Raw genomic sequence first — 15,836 nt, forward strand, 5'->3', positions numbered from 1 at the left:
CGCTCGACCGGGTTGCCGCCGGGCGGCCACATTCCCGCGCTCGCTCGGTGTTCCGGTGCCGGGCCGAGCCACATCGACGGAGGACATTCGTGCGTGTATTGCTCACCGGCGCGGCCGGTTTCATCGGTTCCCACATCCACCGCGCGCTCACCGACGCCGGGCACGAGGTGGTCGCGCTGGATCTGATGCTGCCCGCCGCACACGGATCCGAGGCGCTGCCGCCACCCGGCGTCGAGCGGGTGGACGTGCGCGATCCGGGTGCGCTCGACGCGCGGCTGCGCGGGGTGGACGCGGTCTGCCATCAGGCCGCGGTGGTCGGCGCGGGCGTCAGCGCGCAGGACGCGCCCGCATACGCCAGCCACAATGATCTCGGCACCGCCGTCCTGCTGGCCGCCATGGACCGGGCCCGGTGCCGCCACCTGGTGCTGGCCTCGTCCATGGTGGTGTACGGCGAGGGCAGCTACGTGGATCGGAGCGGCGAACGCGTCGAGCCCGCGCCCCGCACCCGCGCGGATCTGGACGAGGGCCGCTTCGACCAGCTCGGCCCGGACGGCGCACCGCTGGCCTGGGCGCCGGTCGACGAGGACGCCCCGCTGCGCCCACGCAGCCTCTACGCCGCGAGCAAACTCGCGCAGGAGCACTATGCCGCCGCATGGGCCACCGCCACCGGCTGCACCGTCACGGCGCTGCGCTACCACAATGTCTACGGTGACGGAATGCCCAGGGATACACCGTATTCCGGGGTAGCGGCCATCTTCCGCTCGGCGCTGGAGGCGGGCGAGGCGCCCCGCGTCTTCGAAGACGGCCGCCAGGCCCGCGATTTCGTGCACGTCCGCGATATCGCCGCCGCCAACCTGGCCGCCCTCGAACGCCCGCTGGACGCCTTCGTACCGCTGAACATCGCCTCCGGCCACCCCGTCACCATCGGCGAGGTGGCCGCGATCCTCGCCACCGCCCACGGCGGCAAACCCCCGGTGATCACCGCCGACTACCGCCCCGGCGACGTCCGCCACATCGTCGCCAGTCCCGCCCGCGCCCACCGCATGCTCGACTTCACCGCCGCCGTCACCCCCACCCTCGGCCTCACCGAGTTCGCCTCCGCCCCACTGCGACCGGCACCGGGAGCCGGTGCCCCCACCTGGTGACCCCGGCGCTCCCGTGCGGTGAGCCCGGAGCCGCGAGCCGCGAGCCGCGCGCTCGGCAGGTGCGCACGCGGTCGGTTCGCGGCCTCGGCGCGGTATCCACGGACCCCCGCACGGTTCGGCCGTCGCGGGCATTCTTCGCTGTGACGGCGGAACAGGGTCCGTACAGTGGCCCGCCCTGCCGTCGCGGCCTACTGCCCCCCGTTGCCGAGCAGCGGCAGCCGGATCTCGAATCGGGCTCCGCGATCGCGGTTCTCGGCGTGGATCTCGCCGCCGTGGGCCGCCACCAGACCGGCGGCGATGGCCAGGCCCATACCGCTGCTGCTGCCCAGCTCGGCCGCGCCGGGGGAGCGGGCGGAGGTGCCGCGGTAGGCCGCTTCGAAGATGCGGGGCAGGTCCACGGGAGAGATGCCGGGGCCGGTGTCGTCCACGCGAGTCCAGGCGTGGCCGTCGGAGGCGCCCGCCGCGATATCGATCCGGCCGCCGGGTGGGGTGTGCGCGATGGCATTGGCGACCAGATTGGTGAGGACCCGGGTCAGGGCGCGGTCGCTGCCCGCCACCACGATACGGTGCCCGGGTTGACGTGCGGTGAGGGTGATTCCGGCGCGCTGTGCGGTCGGCTGGTTGGCGGCCAGCACCTCGTCGATCAGCTCGCGCAGGTCCACCGGCTCCAGGGTGAGCCGCAGCGCCCCGGCATTGATCTTCGACATCTCGAACAGGTCGTCCACCATGGCGGAGAGTCGATTGGTCTCCCGCACCATGCGCTCCGCGTACCGGCGCACCTCCGCACCCTCGTCGACCACCCCGTCGGCGAGCGCCTCACCCATGGCCCGGATACCCGCCAGCGGAGTGCGCAGATCATGGCTCACCCACGCGATCAGCTCACGCCGCGACTGCTCCGCGGCCCGCTCCCGCTCGCGCATCTGCTTCTCCCACACCGTGGCCCGCGCCTGCGCCCGCCCCAGCAGCACGGCCGCGGGCACCGTCACCGCCGTGACCACCCCGAGCACGGTGGCGGTGCGGGCCAGCGCGTCGTCGAACATGAGCCCGCTCACCGCGACCACGCCGCTGAGCGTCGCCAACGTCGGAATCAACACCAGCACGGCCATACTCGTGGTCATGGCGCGATTGCGGGTGTAGCGCAGCAGCAGTGCGCCGACCACGACCACCGGCAGCGATCCGGCGAGCGCGTAGCCGATGAGGCCGGGCGTATCAGTCGGCACGCGGCGCGTCCTCACCGGATTCGGTGCGGCCCCAGGCGTATCCGCGGCCCCACACGGTGTCGATGCGATGCGCCGCGCCGAGTTTGGCGCGCAGCCGCTTGATGTGCACGGTCACGGTGGACAGGTCACCGAAGGTCCACCCCCACACCTCCGCGAGCAGTTCGTCGCGGCTGAACACCCGATGCGGATGGATCAGCAGAAAGGTGAGCAGATCGAATTCGCGCGCGGTCAACTCCACCGGCACCCCACCCACCTGCACGGCGCGGGCCGCGGGCCGCAGTTCGATCTCCCCGCTGCGCACCACCTGCTCGGCGCTCGGAGTGGGCCGGGCGCGCCGCAGCACCGAGGCCACGCGCAAGGCGAGTTCGCGCGGGCTGAACGGCTTGGTCACGTAATCGTCCGCGCCCGACTGCAATCCGAGCACCCGGTCGTCCTCCTCGCCGAGCGCGGTGAGCAGGATGATCGGCGTATCCGGATGCGGTCCGCCGCGCACCATGCGCACCAGGTCGATCCCGTCCGGCGGCGGCATCATCACATCGAGGATGGCGAGGTCGATGTCATTGCGCGCCAATACCGCCGCGGTCTGCGGACCGTCGGCCGTCTCCACGACCTCCAGTCCGTCCCGTTCCAGATACCGCCGCACCACCTCCCGCACCACGGGATCATCATCGGCCACCAGAATGCGCATGACAGTCACCAATTCGTGAGTACCAGATGGTTGACGAGCAGTGCACCGACCGCCTGCACGGCCAGCCACGCCCGCACATCCCGCCGCGGCAGCAGCGCGGTCCCCGCGATCACCCACAGCCCGAACGGCAGCCAGATCCGTTCCGTCTCGGCCTTGCTCAGCCCGCTGAGATCGGCCAGCAGCAACGCCGCCAACCCCGCGGCCGCCATGAGCGCCGCCGGATCGACCATCGCCCGCCATCGCAGCAGCCCCGACAGCGCACCGCCGAGCACGGCCGCCGGTCGTCTGCGGGTAGCGGAGCCGTCTCGCTTCGCCGCCGGGCGCTCGTCCGCGGCGGCCGACCATGACGCCGCCCGGCGGAGACTCGCCGTCGATGCGCTCGGCGGCTGCGCCGCGGTGTTCGGTTGCGGTGCGGCGGCGTTCGCCGCGCTCGAACGCGGTGTCGCGGCGATCGCCTCCGGCACGGGATCGGCAGCGGGAGCCCCATCGTCGTGCCGGTGCGGCCCCGACGGGGACATCTCCGCGCCGTCGGCCTGTTTCGCGGAGGCTTCCGCCGTTCGCCACAGCGCGGACGGACGGAGTTCGCGGGCGACCCGGTGCAGAGCGGCCACCGAGGCCAGCCCGACCGCGCACACCGTGGCCGCGAGATTGCCCCAGACCCAGTACGAGTACGGCCGCTCGCTGGCGATGCCCTGGTAGTACCGCTCCACCACCAGGTGGTAACCGTCGAACCACCAGAACCCGGCCGCCGTGAACGCGCCCACCACCAGCAGCATGCCGACCACCACCGGGAGCACGGGTCGCAGCCCGCGCGCCGCGAGCACCGCCAGGGCGGGCACCGCCATCAGCACCAGGCCGTAGCTGAGGTAGAGCCCGAAGCCGAACAGCAGCCCGGATCCCACCGCGGCCGGCACCCACCGCGCACCGCGCCGGGTCGCGACCGCCAGCAGCGCCACCGCCCACGCGGTGACCCCCGCGAACAGCGCGTCCGCGGACACCGCCAGCCAGACGGCCGCCGGGGCGAGTGCCAGGAACGGCGCCGCGGCGCGGGCGCGCCACTCCGCGCCGAGCGCCCGCAGCGTGACCAGGATGGCCACGGCCGCACCACAACCGGCCAGCACGCACAGCAGCCCGGCCCAGCCGCCGCCGCTCAGTCCGAGACGGTCCAGCAGGACGAAGACGAGCAGCGCCCCCGGCGGATGTCCGGAGACGTGGGTGGTCCAGGAGTCGGGCTGGAAATCCAGGATGCGCGCGGAGAATCCGCGCAGCATGGCCGCGATATCGGTGACCCCGCCGACCTCGTGCAGGTACTCGTCGCGGCTGGTGAGGCGTCCCGCGAAGCCGCGCTGCCAGCCGTCCACCAGGGCGAGCGCACCGGCCCACGCGATCGCGGTCAGCCAGGTGGCGGCCAGCAGCCGCCGCCAGGACAGGCGTTCGGCGAGGCCGGGGCCGTACACGAGCACCAGCACCGCGATGGCGATGACCGGACCGGTGCCCCAGCCGATATGCGGCAGCCATTCGCCGAACAGTGGCGCGGCTCCGGCGTACAACCGATCCCGCCATTGTTTGCCCATGATTCGCGGGACGATGATGGCCGCGGCCACCAGGGCGGCCGCGGCCAGGGCCCAGCCGAGATCGGCCCGGCGCGTCGGGTGCCGGGCAGCAGCGATGACGACAGTCTTCCGCACGCACCCACCCTAGGCCGCCAACCGTCCGGCAACCGTTTGATCTGGGCATCCGCACAGGTCTCGTCATACTTTCGTCATCGGTGTGTTGGGGTTCATCCGGCCCGCGCGGGCCTACGGTCTAGGCGTGACCGAATCGAACGAGGAATCCTGCGTCACGGTGGTGATTCCGTGTCGCGATGAAGCCGGTGCGCTACCCGGCGTACTGTCGGCAATCCCCGCGGGCTATCGGGTGATCGTGGTGGACAACGGTTCCACCGACGACACCGCCGCGGTCGCCCGCACCGCCGGGGCCACCGTCGTCACCGAATCCGTCCCCGGCTACGGCAGCGCCGTGCACGCCGGGGTGCGGTCCGCCCGCACCGATATCGTCGCCGTCCTCGACGGCGACGGCTCCATGGACCCCCGCGAGCTGTCCACGCTGGTAGCCGAATTGGCACCCGAGGTCGACATGGTCGTCGGCCGCCGCCGCCCCGCCGCCCGCGGCGCCTGGCCCTGGCACGCCCGCCTGGGCAATGTGCTGGTGGCCGCCCGCCTGCGCCACCGCTACGGCCTGCCGGTCCACGACGTGGCGGCCATGCGCGTCGCCCGCCGCGACCGACTGCTCGCCCTCGGCCCGCTGCACCCGCGCTCCGGTTACCCGCTGGCACTGCTGGTGGCCGCGGCCGGAGCGGGCTGGTCGCTCATCGAACGCGATATCACCTACCGCCCCCGCACCCACGGCGTCTCGAAGGTCTCCGGCTCGGTGCGCGGGACCCTGCGCGCCATCCGCGATTTCTGGAGCGTCCGATGACACCACTCGCACCGCTGTCGCCACGCACTCTGTCGCTCCCGCCGCGCGGTCCGAGGCTCTCGCGACACGCGCGCCCACAGTCGCCGCACGGCCCCGTGCTCCGGGCGGGCAGTCCGACGCGCAGACGGCGGCTCGCACGCCGCACGCTGCCACTCGCGCCCTGTGGCGCGCTGCCCGCATTCCACGGCCGCAGGAGGACTCGATGACCGCACCGACCGCCGGACCACTGCCCGCCACTCTGCTCGTGGTGGCGAAGGCCCCCATCGCGGGATTCGCCAAAACCCGTCTCACCCCGCCGCTCACGCCGCGTGAGGGCGCGCGACTGGCCGCCGCCGCCCTGCTGGACACCCTCGACGCCATGCGCGCCGCCCCCGTCCGGCACCGGGTGGTCGCGTGGACGGGAGACCTGACGGCGGCCGAGGCGGCCGACGACATCGGCCGCGCGCTGGCCGATGTCACCGTGGTACCGCAGCGCGGCGACGGTTTCGCCGAACGCCTGGCGCACGCCCACGCCGACGCGGCTTGCTTCGGCCTGCCCATCGTGCAGATCGGCATGGACACCCCGCAGGTCACCCCGGAACTGCTCACCGGCGCGGCGGCCCAGCTCACCGGTCCCGCCGACGCGGTCTTCGGCCCCGCCGCCGACGGCGGCTGGTGGGCGCTGGGCTGGACCGACCCGTGGGCCGCCCCCGCCCTCGCCGAGGTGCCCATGTCCACCCCCCGCACCGGCGAGCTGACCCGAGACATGCTGCACCGCAGCCACTACCGCGTCCACGAACTGCCCGTGCTGAACGATGTCGACACCTACGCCGACGCCCTCCAGGTCGCGGCCGGAGCACACGGCCGCTTCGCCACGGCCATGCGCCACCACCGCGCGGTCCACCCGGAACTCGTCCCATGACCACCCCGGAACCACCGGACGATCCGGCACCCGACATCCCGGCACCCGACATCGCCCCGCACGCGTCCGAAACGACCGCGCCGCCTGCCGCGGCGCAGCCGCCGCCGAGTGGCGCGGCCACCGGTGCGCGTCCAGCCGCGGCGACACCGCCGGGCGTTGGCGATGCCGCGGGTGCCGCGGCGTCGGCTGCCGGTGCGGGCGTGGGGGACAGCGCGTCCGCCGGTTCGGCGGTGCCGAGCACGGTCGCGGGCGGGCGGGGGACGCTGCTGCCCGCCGCCATCGCGCGCCGGGTGTCGCCCGCGCGCGGACCGGAGGTGGCCGCGCGGGTCGGAATCGCCCTGGGCGCGGCGATACTCGTCTGCTTCGCCACCGGCCTGCTGAGCCACTGGATCCAGCATCCGCCGCAGTGGTTCGCCTGGCCCGCGTATCCGGTCTGGCTCTACCGCGTCACCCAGGGCACCCACGTCGTATCCGGCGTCGTCGCCATTCCGCTGCTGCTGGTCAAGCTCTGGTCGGTGTATCCGCGCCTGTTCGCCCGCCCGCTGCTGGGCGATCCGGTGCGCGCCCTGGAGCGGGTGTCGATCGCGGTGCTGGTGGGTTCGGTGATCTTCCAGCTCGTCACCGGGTTGTTCAATACCGCGCAGAACTACCCGTGGCGGTTCTTCTTCACCACCACGCATTACGCCATGGCCTATATCGCCGTCGGCGCGCTCACCGTGCACCTGGCGGTGAAGCTGCCGGTGATCCGAACGGCCCTGCGTCGACCCGCCGACAGCGAAAACGCGGCGGGCCACGGGATCTCACGTCGGACACTGCTGGGTACGGCCGCCGTCGCCGCACTGGTGGCGGGTCTGTCGACGGCGGGCCAGACGGTCCCGTACCTGCGCCGCATCGCCGTCCTCGCCCCGCGCAGCGGTCAAGGCCCCCAAGGAGTTCCGATCAATCGCACCGCCCTGGAGGCGGGCGTGGAGCAGCGCGCCACCGCGGCCGACTACACCCTCACCGTCGCTGTCGGCGACCGCCGCCGCACCTTCACCCGGGCCGAACTGGCGGGGCTGCCGCAGCATGACGCCGACCTCCCCATCACATGCGTGGAGGGCTGGAGCGCCACCGCCCGCTGGTCCGGGGTGCGCCTGCGCGACCTGCTCGCCGCGGTCGGCGAATACCGCGGCGGCGGTGTGCGATTCACCTCGCTGGAGGACAGCGGCATCTACCGCGTCTCGGTGCTGCCGCGCCCGCACGTCATCGCCGCCGACACCCTCGTCGCCCTCCGCATCGGCGGTGCCGACCTGAACCTCGACCACGGCTACCCGTGCCGCCTCATCGCCCCCAACCGCCCCGGCGTCCTCCAGACCAAATGGCTGTCCCGCATCGAGGAGCTGCCGTGACCGCGATCCGCGTCCTGCTCGTGCTGCTCGGCCTGTGGCTGGCGGCGCTGGGCATCACCGATCTGCTGGCGATGAGCCGCACCGACCTCATCTCGATCGTATTCTGGTTCGCGGGCGGCATTCTCGTCCACGACGCGGTCTTCGCACCCCTGTGCGCGGTCATCGGCACCACGGCCCGCCGGGTGCTGCCGCCGCGTGCCTGGGCTCCGGCCGCGTGTGGTGCGGTCGCCACCGTCACCCTGCTGCTCATCGCCGTACCGGTACTCGCACCCGGCGGCGCCAATGCCGACAATCCCACCATTCGCGATCGGCCCTATCTGCTCGGGCTGAGCCTAGCGCTCGTCACGGTCTGGACCCTGGTCGCCCTGGCCACGGTCGCCGTCCACCGCGGCCGCGCGCACCGCGGCACTCTCGAAAGGTAGCCAGCCGTGCCCGACTACAGCGACCTGCGCGCCCTGTTCATCGACCGCACGCTGAAGCGGGCCCCGGAACGCGGCAACACCCAGGGGCTCGTCGACCTGCCGGCGCACATCGTGGACGCCCACACTCCGGTGCTCGCGGGCCCGATCTGGTTGGGCGACCGCTGAGCGTCACCGCTTCCGTCAGTGGTCGCCGTGATGTGCCGGCGTCCCGGCGGACCCACCCGGGTCGACCACCACGAACTGCCCCATCATGCCCAGATCCTCGTGCCAGAGCAGATGGCAGTGGTACATGTAGGGCGTGTCCGGATCGGCGGGACCGTCGAATCGCAGAGCGAGCCGCACGGTCGCGCCCGGTGCGATGTACACGGTATCCTTCGGCCCGCGCAGGGCGGCTGGCGGTGGTGAACCGTCCACCGCGAGGACCCGGAACTGCACATCGTGCACATGGAAGTTGTGTGGCATGCCGTCCGCATTGCGGACCGTCCAGATCTCGGTGGTGCCCCGGGTGACGGTCTCGTCGATGCGGTTCATATCCATGGGCTGGCCGTTGATCTGGGCGAAGCGGATGTCGAAGGTGCGCTCCCGCACGGCGTTCGAGCCGTCGGGTGTCTGCGCGGACACCAGCGCGGCGGGCACATCGGGTGCGGGGCGCAGGGTTTCGGCGGCTCGCAATTCGAGGATGTCGAAGCGATCGTCGCCACCGGCGAAGCGCTGGCCGAAAAAGTCCAACCCGGCGTCGAGCGGATGTCCCCGCAGCACCAGCCGCTCACCGGGCCGCATCCGCACCACGATCTCGGCACGCTCCGCCGGGGACAGTTGGACGCGGTCCAGTTCGATCGGCTGTTCCAGCAGTCCGCCGTCGGTGCCGATCAGCGCGAACCGCCGGTCGTCGGCGAACCCGAAGTTGTAGATGCGAGCCGTGGAGGCATTGAGCAGCCGCAATCGGATCAGCTCGTCGCTCACTTCGCGATACGGCGACAGCGTGCCGTTGACCATGATCCGGTCCCCGAGAAATCCGACATCCCGGAACATCTCGTGGGCCCCACTCAGCTCACCATCGCGAAAACGCACGTCCTGCACGATGATCGGCAGATCGTTCACCCCGTAGTCGCGGGGCAGCGCCAACCCGTCGGCCGCGTCGTCATCGAGGATGAACATGCCCGCCAGTCCGCGCCGCACGTGGGATTCGGTCTCCCCGTGCGGATGCGGGTGGTACCAGAGTGTCGCCGCGGGCTGATCGACCAGCCAGTGCGGCGTCCACGTCTGCCCGGCCGCCACCGGCTGATGCGGTCCGCCGTCCATCACCGCGGGCAGGTGCATGCCGTGCCAATGCACCGACGACGTCTCCGGCAGCGAGTTGCGCACGGTCACCCGCACCTGCTCACCGCGCCGCGCCCGCAGCGTCGGACCGAGATGGTCGCCATTGAACCCCCAGGTCGGCGTGACCACGCCCGGTTCGAATTCCCGCTGTCCCGAACGCATCTCGAGCTCGAACAGGCGCGTACCGTCGGCCTCCACCCGGGACGGCGCGAGCGGCGGTACCGCCAGTTCACGGTCGAACTCGACCGTCCCGACGGTGGAGATGTCCGCCGTCGAGTACATCCAGGCGAATCCGCCCGCGAGCGTGAGGATGCCGACCACCAGCACGGCGGCAGCGCCGACGAATAGCCGCAGCATGCGCGACCTGCGTATCGATGACATCCCTCGACGCTAGAAAACAGCAGGTCGAAGTCGCATCGGGCAAGGCCCGGAGATCGCCCCCGACTACACCCTGAATTCGCGCGCCACGCCGCGCGGTCACCGGGCGGCGCTGAGCCGATGAGCGACTGCCCGCCGCGGCGGCGAGCACAGTCGCTACTTGCCGTCCAGCCCCAGAAAGTAGTGCAACGCTTCAGCTTCCAACCTGCGGCGGGTGGACTATCGTCGGCCCTGGACGACTCTCGGGGGTGCCGGACAACCGGGCATCCCCCTTCCGCCGCACGCCACCGCGCGCAAGGCGTCGCGGCACGCGCGGTCGGTCGCCGATGCGGGGCGGCCGACCGCGCCCTCGCCCGATCCCGCCCTTCGATCCCACCCGGCTCCGCTCAATCCCGCTGCGGTACAGCACATCCGTCCGGACCGCAGGCATCCGCGCCGCCGAGCACCTCGAGTTCCGGTTCCCGCTCGCTCCACGCCCGCTCCAGCGCCTGCGCGAACACCTCGGACGGCTGGGCGCCCGATACGCCGTAGGTGCGATCGAAGACGAAGAACGGCACACCGCGCGCGCCCAGCCGGGCCGCCTCGGCCTCGTCGGCGCGCACCGCCTCGGCGTACGCGTCCGGATCGGCGAGTACCGCACGCACCCGGTCCGCGTCGAATCCCGCACCCACCGCCACCGCCACCAAGCGCTCGGGATCGCCGAACAGCGGCCGCGCATCCGCGAAATTGGCCTCGTACAGCGCGTCCAGCAGTGCTTCCTGCCGTCCCTGCGCGAGCGCGAAGTGCAGCAGCCGGTGCATGTCGAAGCTGTTGCCGAAATCGCGCCCCTCGGTTCGGTAGGTCAATCCCACCGCCTCGGCCTGTGCTCCGATACCGCGCTCATTGGCCGCGGCCTGCGCCTCGCTGATCCCGTACTTCTCCGCGATATGCGCAATCACCGCATCGCTGTGCCCCTTGTCCAGGGTGGGATCCAGTTCGAAGGACCGGTGCACCACCCGTACCTGGTCCCGATGCGGGAAGCCCTGCAGCGCCTCCTCGAACCGCCGCTTGCCCAGATAGCAGAACGGGCAGTTGATATCGGTCCAGACCTCGACCTGTACGGCCATCACACCTCATTCCAACGATTCGGCGCGGACGCCGATCACCGCCCGCGGGTGCCGCGGCACCGCTCAGGGTCAACCATGTGACCAGCGGGAATGTTCCATGGCACGCGTCACCCCGGCACCCGCGCCCGCATCCCCGGGCGCAGTGGCGCAGGTCATATGGGCGGAACTGTCACGCAAGTACCCCCGGTCCGGTGAATCCGTGCAGGGGTGTGCGCGCCGGGTGATGATGAGCACCATGCGGGACCAGAATCACGATACGGCGGCCGCCGACCCCTTCGCCGAACACCGACGCCTGCTGTTCGGCACCGCCTACCGGATGCTGGGCAGCGTCGCCGACGCCGAGGACATCCTGCAGGATGCCTGGCTGAAATGGCATACGGTGGATCGCGATTCGGTCGAACATCCGAAGTCCTACCTGGTCCGGACCGTCACCAACCTGTCGCTGAACCGGCTCACCTCCGCCCGCGCCACCCGTGAGACCTATGTCGGCCCGTGGCTGCCCGAACCCCTGCTCACCGGACCGGATTCGGCCGCCGAGGAGACCGAGACGGCCGACAGCGTATCGACGGCCATGCTGGTGGTGCTCGAGACCCTCAACCCGGTCGAGCGCGCGGTCTTCGTGCTGCGCGAGGTGTTCGGCTACTCGCACGCCGAGATCGCCGGATTCCTGGACCGCCCGGAGGCCACCGTCCGGCAGATCTCGCACCGGGCGCGCGGGCACGTCCGGTCCCGCCGCCCCCGCTTCGACACCGATACCGCGGCACGCTCGCGGGTCACCGACCGCTTCCTGGCGGCCTGCCACGGCGGCGACGTCAACGCGCTCATGGAACTGCTCGCCCCGGACGTCACCCTCTGGAACGACGGCGGCGGCAAGGTCACCGCGGCGCGCCGACCGCTGCACGGCCCCGACCATGTCGCCCGCTGGCTGCTGGGCGTACTGGACAAACCCGTGCTCACCGGCATCAGCCTCGAAACCATCGTCGTCAACGGTGAACTGGGCATTGTCGGCCGACTCGGCGGGTACCCGGTGGGCGTGATCACCTTCGACATTCTCGACGGGTGCATTCGGCACCTGCGCTTCCAGGTGAACCCCGACAAACTCGGTGGGCTGCGCCCGGCCGAAGAGGCTCGGTAGCGGCGGCGGCTCGGCCAGATCACGCATCGGGGAGAATGGATGCCCGTGAGCGCTGCAGAACTCGCCGTGGAACCCCTGTCCGCCGCCCGGCGACTGCTCGGTGCGACGCTGTGGTCCGGTCCGGTGGCCCTGCGCCTGGTCGAGGTCGAGGCATACGGCAGCGACCCGTCCGGACCGTGGCCCGACCCGGCCGCGCATTCGTACCCCGGCCGCACCCCGCGCAATACCGTCATGTTCGGTCCGGCCGGAATGCTGTACGTCTATCTCAGTTACGGCATGCACACCTGCGTGAACGTCACCACCGGTCCGGACGGCAGCGCCGGCGCCGTGCTGCTGCGCGCGGGTGAGGTCACGGCCGGACACGAGCAGGCCCGCGCCCGACGCCCCGCCGCCCGCACCGACGCCGCGCTGGCGCGCGGACCCGGCAATCTCGGCAGCGCGCTCGGAATAGCCTTGGGTGACTACGGAACCCCGCTCTTCGATCCCGCCTCGCCGATCCGCCTCGAACTCGGCCCGGAGCTCACCGACCCCTCCGTCATCGGCGTGGGCCCGCGTGTCGGCGTCAGTGTCGCCGCCGATCAGCCCTGGCGGCTGTGGCTGCGCGACTCCCCGGCGGTCTCGGCCTACCGGCGCAGTCCGCGCGCCCCGCGCCTCGACCGCCCGGCCTGACCCGCGCGGCGAACGCTGGAAGTTTCGCCCCCGGCGCGGTGACGTACGGACTACGGTGGAAGTGAACCCACACCCCACAGGCGGTTCCATGTTCGAACGATTCAGCGACAACGCCCGCCGCGCCATCGTGCTGTCCCAGGAGGAAGCCCGCCTGCTCGGGCATAACTACATCGGCACCGAGCACATCCTGCTCGGCCTGGCGGCCGCGCCGGACGGGACCACGGCGGCGCTGCTCGCCGACCTCGGCGTCGAACTCCCAGCCCTGCGCGAACGCGTCGCGACCATGATCGGCACCGCCGAGGGCGAGCCCACCGGTCACATTCCCTTCACCCCGCGCGCCAAGAAGGTGCTCGAGCTGTCGCTGCGCGAGGCATTGCTGCTGCACCACAGCACCATTCAACCCGAGCACCTGCTGCTCGCCCTCGTCCGCGAAGGGGAGGGCGTCGCCGCGCAGATCCTCGTCGCGGTGGGGGCCGACGCCGACCGCGTGCGCAAGGCGGTGCTCGCGCACTTCGCCGCCGCCGGACCCGTACCCCGCGATGCGCCGCCGTCCGCCGAACACGAACTGCGGCAGCGGATCACGGCATTGGAGGATCGAGTCGCCGAGCTGGAGCGGCGACTCGGTGATACCCCGGCCGGTGACACCTCTGCTGGTGCAACCTCGGTCGGTGACACCTCCGCTGGTGACACCTCGGTCGGTGAAAGCTCCGCTGGTGACGCCTCGGCCGGTGACACCTCAGCCCGTGACGCCGGAGCCTGAGACGGCCGCTTCCCGGTCCGGGTCCTGTTCGCACGGCCCACCGCCCCCCGGGCCGCGGTCCGATATTCCAGAAGGGTGACCGTCGCCCCGCGCAACCGGCCCGTGGCCGACGCGCGCGCCCACGATGAACTGGTGGAGGCCAGTCGTGCCCGCGTCGCGGCGGCCATCGCCAGCCGTGCCCATCCGTCCGCCCTGAAGACGGACCCGCCGACCGGGCAAGGGGCCGACCGGTTCCGTCGCCCCGTGTGCCGCGGATATTCGCTCGCCCTACTTCCCGCCGTCGAGCACACTCGGCCGCGGACCACCGGCGCGCCCGCCGATTCCCGGGTCCGATTCCCGAATGGCGGACCTCTGCGCAGGTCCGCGGTATCCGTGCGGAAAGATGGGGTGACGTGAGCGGCGACATCATCGATGAACTGACCTGGCGCGGACTGATCGCACAGTCCACCGACCTGGACGCCCTGCGGGCGGACCTGGCGAAGGGCCCGCTGACCCTCTATGCCGGCTTCGATCCGACCGCGGCCTCCCTGCACGCCGGACATCTGGTCCCGCTGCTGACCCTGAGGCGCTTCCAGCAGGCCGGGCACCGCCCGATCGTGCTCGCGGGCGGCGCGACCGGTCTGATCGGTGACCCCCGCGACGTGGGCGAACGCACCATGAACTCCACCGACACCGTGGCCGAGTGGGCCGGTCGCATCCGTTCCCAGCTGGAGCGTTTCGTCGACCTCGACGATTCGCCGACCGGTGCGATCATCGCCGACAACATGGACTGGACCGGTCCGCTGAGCGCCGTCGCCTTCCTGCGCGATATCGGCAAGCACTTCTCGGTCAATGTCATGCTGGCCCGCGAGACCGTCAAGCGGCGGCTCGAGTCCGACGGCATGTCCTACACCGAGTTCAGCTACATGCTGCTGCAGGCCAACGACTTCGTACAGCTGCGCCGCAACTACGACTGTCGCCTGCAGGTCGGCGGGTCCGATCAGTGGGGCAACATCATCGCGGGCGTGGAGCTGAACCGCCGCGTGGACAGCGAATCCGTCCACGCCGTGACCACCCCGCTGGTCACCTCGGCCGACGGCAAGAAGTTCGGCAAGTCCACCGGTGGCGGCAGCCTGTGGCTGGATCCGGAGATGACCAGCCCGTACGCCTGGTACCAGTACTTCGTCAATACCGCCGACGCCGATGTGGTGCGCTACCTGCGCTGGTTCACCTTCCTCACCAAGGAGGAGTTGGACGAGCTGGAGCAGGCCACCGCCGAGCGCCCGCACGCCCGCGAGGCGCAGCGCCGCTTGGCCGCTGAGATGACGACGCTGGTGCACGGCGAGGAGCACACCCGCGCGGTCCAGCTCGCCAGCCAGGCCCTGTTCGGTCGCGGTGAACTGCGTGAACTCGACGAGTCCACGCTGGCCGCGGCGCTCACCGAGGCGGCGGTCGAGGGCAAGGTGGCCGAGGCCGACGGCACCGCCACCATCGTGGATCTGCTGGTCTCCTCCGGCCTGTGCGAGAGCCGCGGCGCGGCCCGACGCGCGGTCAACGAGGGCGGGGCGTCGGTGAACAACGAGCGTGTCTCCGATCTGGAGTGGACGCCCTCGGAGGGTGACTACCTGCACGGACGCTGGTTGGTGCTGCGGCGCGGCAAGAAGAACTTCGCGGGAGTCCGTCGAGCGGGCTGAACATAGGGGTGGGACGCGGTCCCACCCCTTTCTGCTTCATGCGTGGAAGAGATCGCCGAGAGCTGGGTCACAAACTCGTGGTCCCGCCCGGCGATCTTGTCGTTCCGGGGCGGCGCTACCTGCGCAAACACGTTCGTGACCAGGCGATTTGACGTTCCGTTTTCCGCCACGTAACTTATTCCAGGTCAGAGCGACACGGACACCGACCGGGACCGAAACCCCAGCTCAGAGCAGGGATTACGGGATCGGGGAACGAGGTTGGACGAGGAGCGCCTGACACGAACACCCAGTCCGAAACGGGAACTTGACTCCGAGGAGTCGGCCCGTTAGGCTGGAAAAGTTGCCTCGCTGGACAATCGATCAGATCGGTTCGATGGCGTGTGCGTGTGTTCTTTGAGAACTCAATAGTGTGTCGATGAATGTCAGTGCCAAATATTTTTTGGTTCCGATCTTCACCCCCCGTGTGAGGGTCGGACATTTTTGTCAGCTAATTTCCGGCTGGCGTATTGTTTTGCTGGGTTTTCGGACTCGCGTTTACTTCTGATTGGCTCCT

At 71.1% G+C, this 15,836-nt stretch carries 14 protein-coding genes and 1 pseudogene; 10 read left to right on the forward strand and 5 right to left on the reverse strand.

The window, feature by feature from the left end; translation table 11 throughout:
• Positions 1 to 89: 89 nt before the first annotated feature.
• On the forward strand, positions 90 to 1,145 hold the full coding sequence (locus tag QMO76_RS03265) for an NAD(P)-dependent oxidoreductase (protein WP_306359615.1): 1,056 nt from the start codon (positions 90 to 92) through the stop codon (positions 1,143 to 1,145).
• A gap of 188 nt (positions 1,146 to 1,333) precedes the next feature.
• Here QMO76_RS03265 and QMO76_RS03270 read toward each other — a convergent pair whose 3' ends face one another.
• From QMO76_RS03270 to QMO76_RS35250, 3 genes and pseudogenes are all read right to left on the reverse strand, one after another.
• A complete protein-coding gene (locus QMO76_RS03270; RefSeq protein WP_306359616.1) occupies positions 1,334 to 2,365 on the reverse strand; it encodes a sensor histidine kinase KdpD in 1,032 nt (343 codons plus the stop codon).
• Positions 2,355 to 3,053 (reverse strand): response regulator transcription factor, encoded by a 699-nt coding sequence (locus QMO76_RS03275; protein WP_306359617.1) that lies wholly within the window; start codon positions 3,051 to 3,053, stop codon positions 2,355 to 2,357. Before QMO76_RS03275 ends, QMO76_RS03270 begins: the two co-directional genes overlap by 11 nt.
• Before the next feature lie 590 nt (positions 3,054 to 3,643).
• A pseudogene (locus QMO76_RS35250) lies at positions 3,644 to 4,627 on the reverse strand (hypothetical protein); the annotation flags it as partial.
• Between the two features lie 238 nt (positions 4,628 to 4,865).
• On the opposite strand from QMO76_RS35250, the gene QMO76_RS03285 reads away from it, so the two are divergent.
• The 5 genes from QMO76_RS03285 (at position 4,866) to QMO76_RS03305 (ending at position 8,407) form a co-directional block, all read left to right on the forward strand.
• Positions 4,866 to 5,531 carry a glycosyltransferase family 2 protein gene (locus QMO76_RS03285; protein ID WP_306359619.1) on the forward strand — a complete coding sequence of 222 codons (666 nt, stop codon included), beginning with the start codon at positions 4,866 to 4,868 and terminating at the stop codon, positions 5,529 to 5,531.
• 202 nt (positions 5,532 to 5,733) lie between these two features.
• Positions 5,734 to 6,432, forward strand: coding sequence for a DUF2064 domain-containing protein (locus QMO76_RS03290; protein ID WP_306359620.1), 699 nt, complete (start codon positions 5,734 to 5,736; stop codon positions 6,430 to 6,432).
• A complete protein-coding gene (locus tag QMO76_RS03295; protein ID WP_306359621.1) occupies positions 6,429 to 7,820 on the forward strand; it encodes a molybdopterin-dependent oxidoreductase in 1,392 nt (463 codons plus the stop codon). Before QMO76_RS03290 ends, QMO76_RS03295 begins: the two co-directional genes overlap by 4 nt.
• On the forward strand, positions 7,817 to 8,242 hold the full coding sequence (locus QMO76_RS03300) for a hypothetical protein (RefSeq protein ID WP_306359622.1): 426 nt from the start codon (positions 7,817 to 7,819) through the stop codon (positions 8,240 to 8,242). The genes QMO76_RS03295 and QMO76_RS03300 overlap by 4 nt, the downstream gene beginning before the upstream one ends.
• Positions 8,243 to 8,248: 6 nt before the next feature.
• Positions 8,249 to 8,407, forward strand: a complete 159-nt coding sequence (locus tag QMO76_RS03305) for a hypothetical protein (RefSeq protein ID WP_306359623.1) — start codon at positions 8,249 to 8,251, stop codon at positions 8,405 to 8,407.
• A gap of 15 nt (positions 8,408 to 8,422) precedes the next feature.
• Here QMO76_RS03305 and QMO76_RS03310 read toward each other — a convergent pair whose 3' ends face one another.
• Positions 8,423 to 9,943 carry a multicopper oxidase family protein gene (locus tag QMO76_RS03310; RefSeq protein ID WP_306359624.1) on the reverse strand — a complete coding sequence of 507 codons (1,521 nt, stop codon included), beginning with the start codon at positions 9,941 to 9,943 and terminating at the stop codon, positions 8,423 to 8,425.
• A gap of 383 nt (positions 9,944 to 10,326) precedes the next feature.
• Complete coding sequence (locus tag QMO76_RS03315; protein WP_306359625.1) at positions 10,327 to 11,046, reverse strand: DsbA family oxidoreductase; 720 nt, start codon at positions 11,044 to 11,046, stop codon at positions 10,327 to 10,329.
• Between the two features lie 235 nt (positions 11,047 to 11,281).
• Here QMO76_RS03315 and QMO76_RS03320 point away from each other — a divergent pair, with 235 nt between their 5' ends.
• The 4 genes from QMO76_RS03320 to tyrS all read left to right on the forward strand — a co-directional run bounded on the left by QMO76_RS03320 (position 11,282) and on the right by tyrS (position 15,283).
• Complete coding sequence (locus QMO76_RS03320; protein ID WP_306359626.1) at positions 11,282 to 12,181, forward strand: RNA polymerase sigma-70 factor; 900 nt, start codon at positions 11,282 to 11,284, stop codon at positions 12,179 to 12,181.
• Positions 12,182 to 12,220: 39 nt separating this feature from the next.
• On the forward strand, positions 12,221 to 12,850 hold the full coding sequence (locus QMO76_RS03325; RefSeq protein ID WP_306359627.1) for a DNA-3-methyladenine glycosylase: 630 nt from the start codon (positions 12,221 to 12,223) through the stop codon (positions 12,848 to 12,850).
• Positions 12,851 to 12,938: 88 nt separating this feature from the next.
• On the forward strand, positions 12,939 to 13,610 hold the full coding sequence (locus tag QMO76_RS35255; RefSeq protein ID WP_372341874.1) for a Clp protease N-terminal domain-containing protein: 672 nt from the start codon (positions 12,939 to 12,941) through the stop codon (positions 13,608 to 13,610).
• A gap of 392 nt (positions 13,611 to 14,002) precedes the next feature.
• Positions 14,003 to 15,283, forward strand: coding sequence for a tyrosine--tRNA ligase (gene tyrS, locus QMO76_RS03335; RefSeq protein WP_306359628.1), 1,281 nt, complete (start codon positions 14,003 to 14,005; stop codon positions 15,281 to 15,283).
• The last annotated feature ends 553 nt before the right edge of the window (positions 15,284 to 15,836 follow it).

Source organism: Nocardia sp. CC227C, from assembly GCF_030767025.1.
GTDB lineage: Bacteria > Actinomycetota > Actinomycetes > Mycobacteriales > Mycobacteriaceae > Nocardia.

Bases quoted from the DNA above. Each gene is read 5' to 3' on its own strand.
- QMO76_RS03275 (WP_306359617.1), bottom strand. From the start codon at position 3,053: ATGCGCATTCTGGTGGCCGATGATGATCCCGTGGTGCGGGAGGTGGTG.
- QMO76_RS03290 (WP_306359620.1), top strand. From the start codon at position 5,734: ATGACCGCACCGACCGCCGGACCACTGCCCGCCACTCTGCTCGTGGTG.
- QMO76_RS03295 (WP_306359621.1), top strand. From the start codon at position 6,429: ATGACCACCCCGGAACCACCGGACGATCCGGCACCCGACATCCCGGCA.
- QMO76_RS03310 (WP_306359624.1), bottom strand. From the start codon at position 9,943: ATGTCATCGATACGCAGGTCGCGCATGCTGCGGCTATTCGTCGGCGCT.
- QMO76_RS03315 (WP_306359625.1), bottom strand. From the start codon at position 11,046: ATGGCCGTACAGGTCGAGGTCTGGACCGATATCAACTGCCCGTTCTGC.
- QMO76_RS03320 (WP_306359626.1), top strand. From the start codon at position 11,282: ATGCGGGACCAGAATCACGATACGGCGGCCGCCGACCCCTTCGCCGAA.
- QMO76_RS03325 (WP_306359627.1), top strand. From the start codon at position 12,221: ATGCCCGTGAGCGCTGCAGAACTCGCCGTGGAACCCCTGTCCGCCGCC.
- QMO76_RS35255 (WP_372341874.1), top strand. From the start codon at position 12,939: ATGTTCGAACGATTCAGCGACAACGCCCGCCGCGCCATCGTGCTGTCC.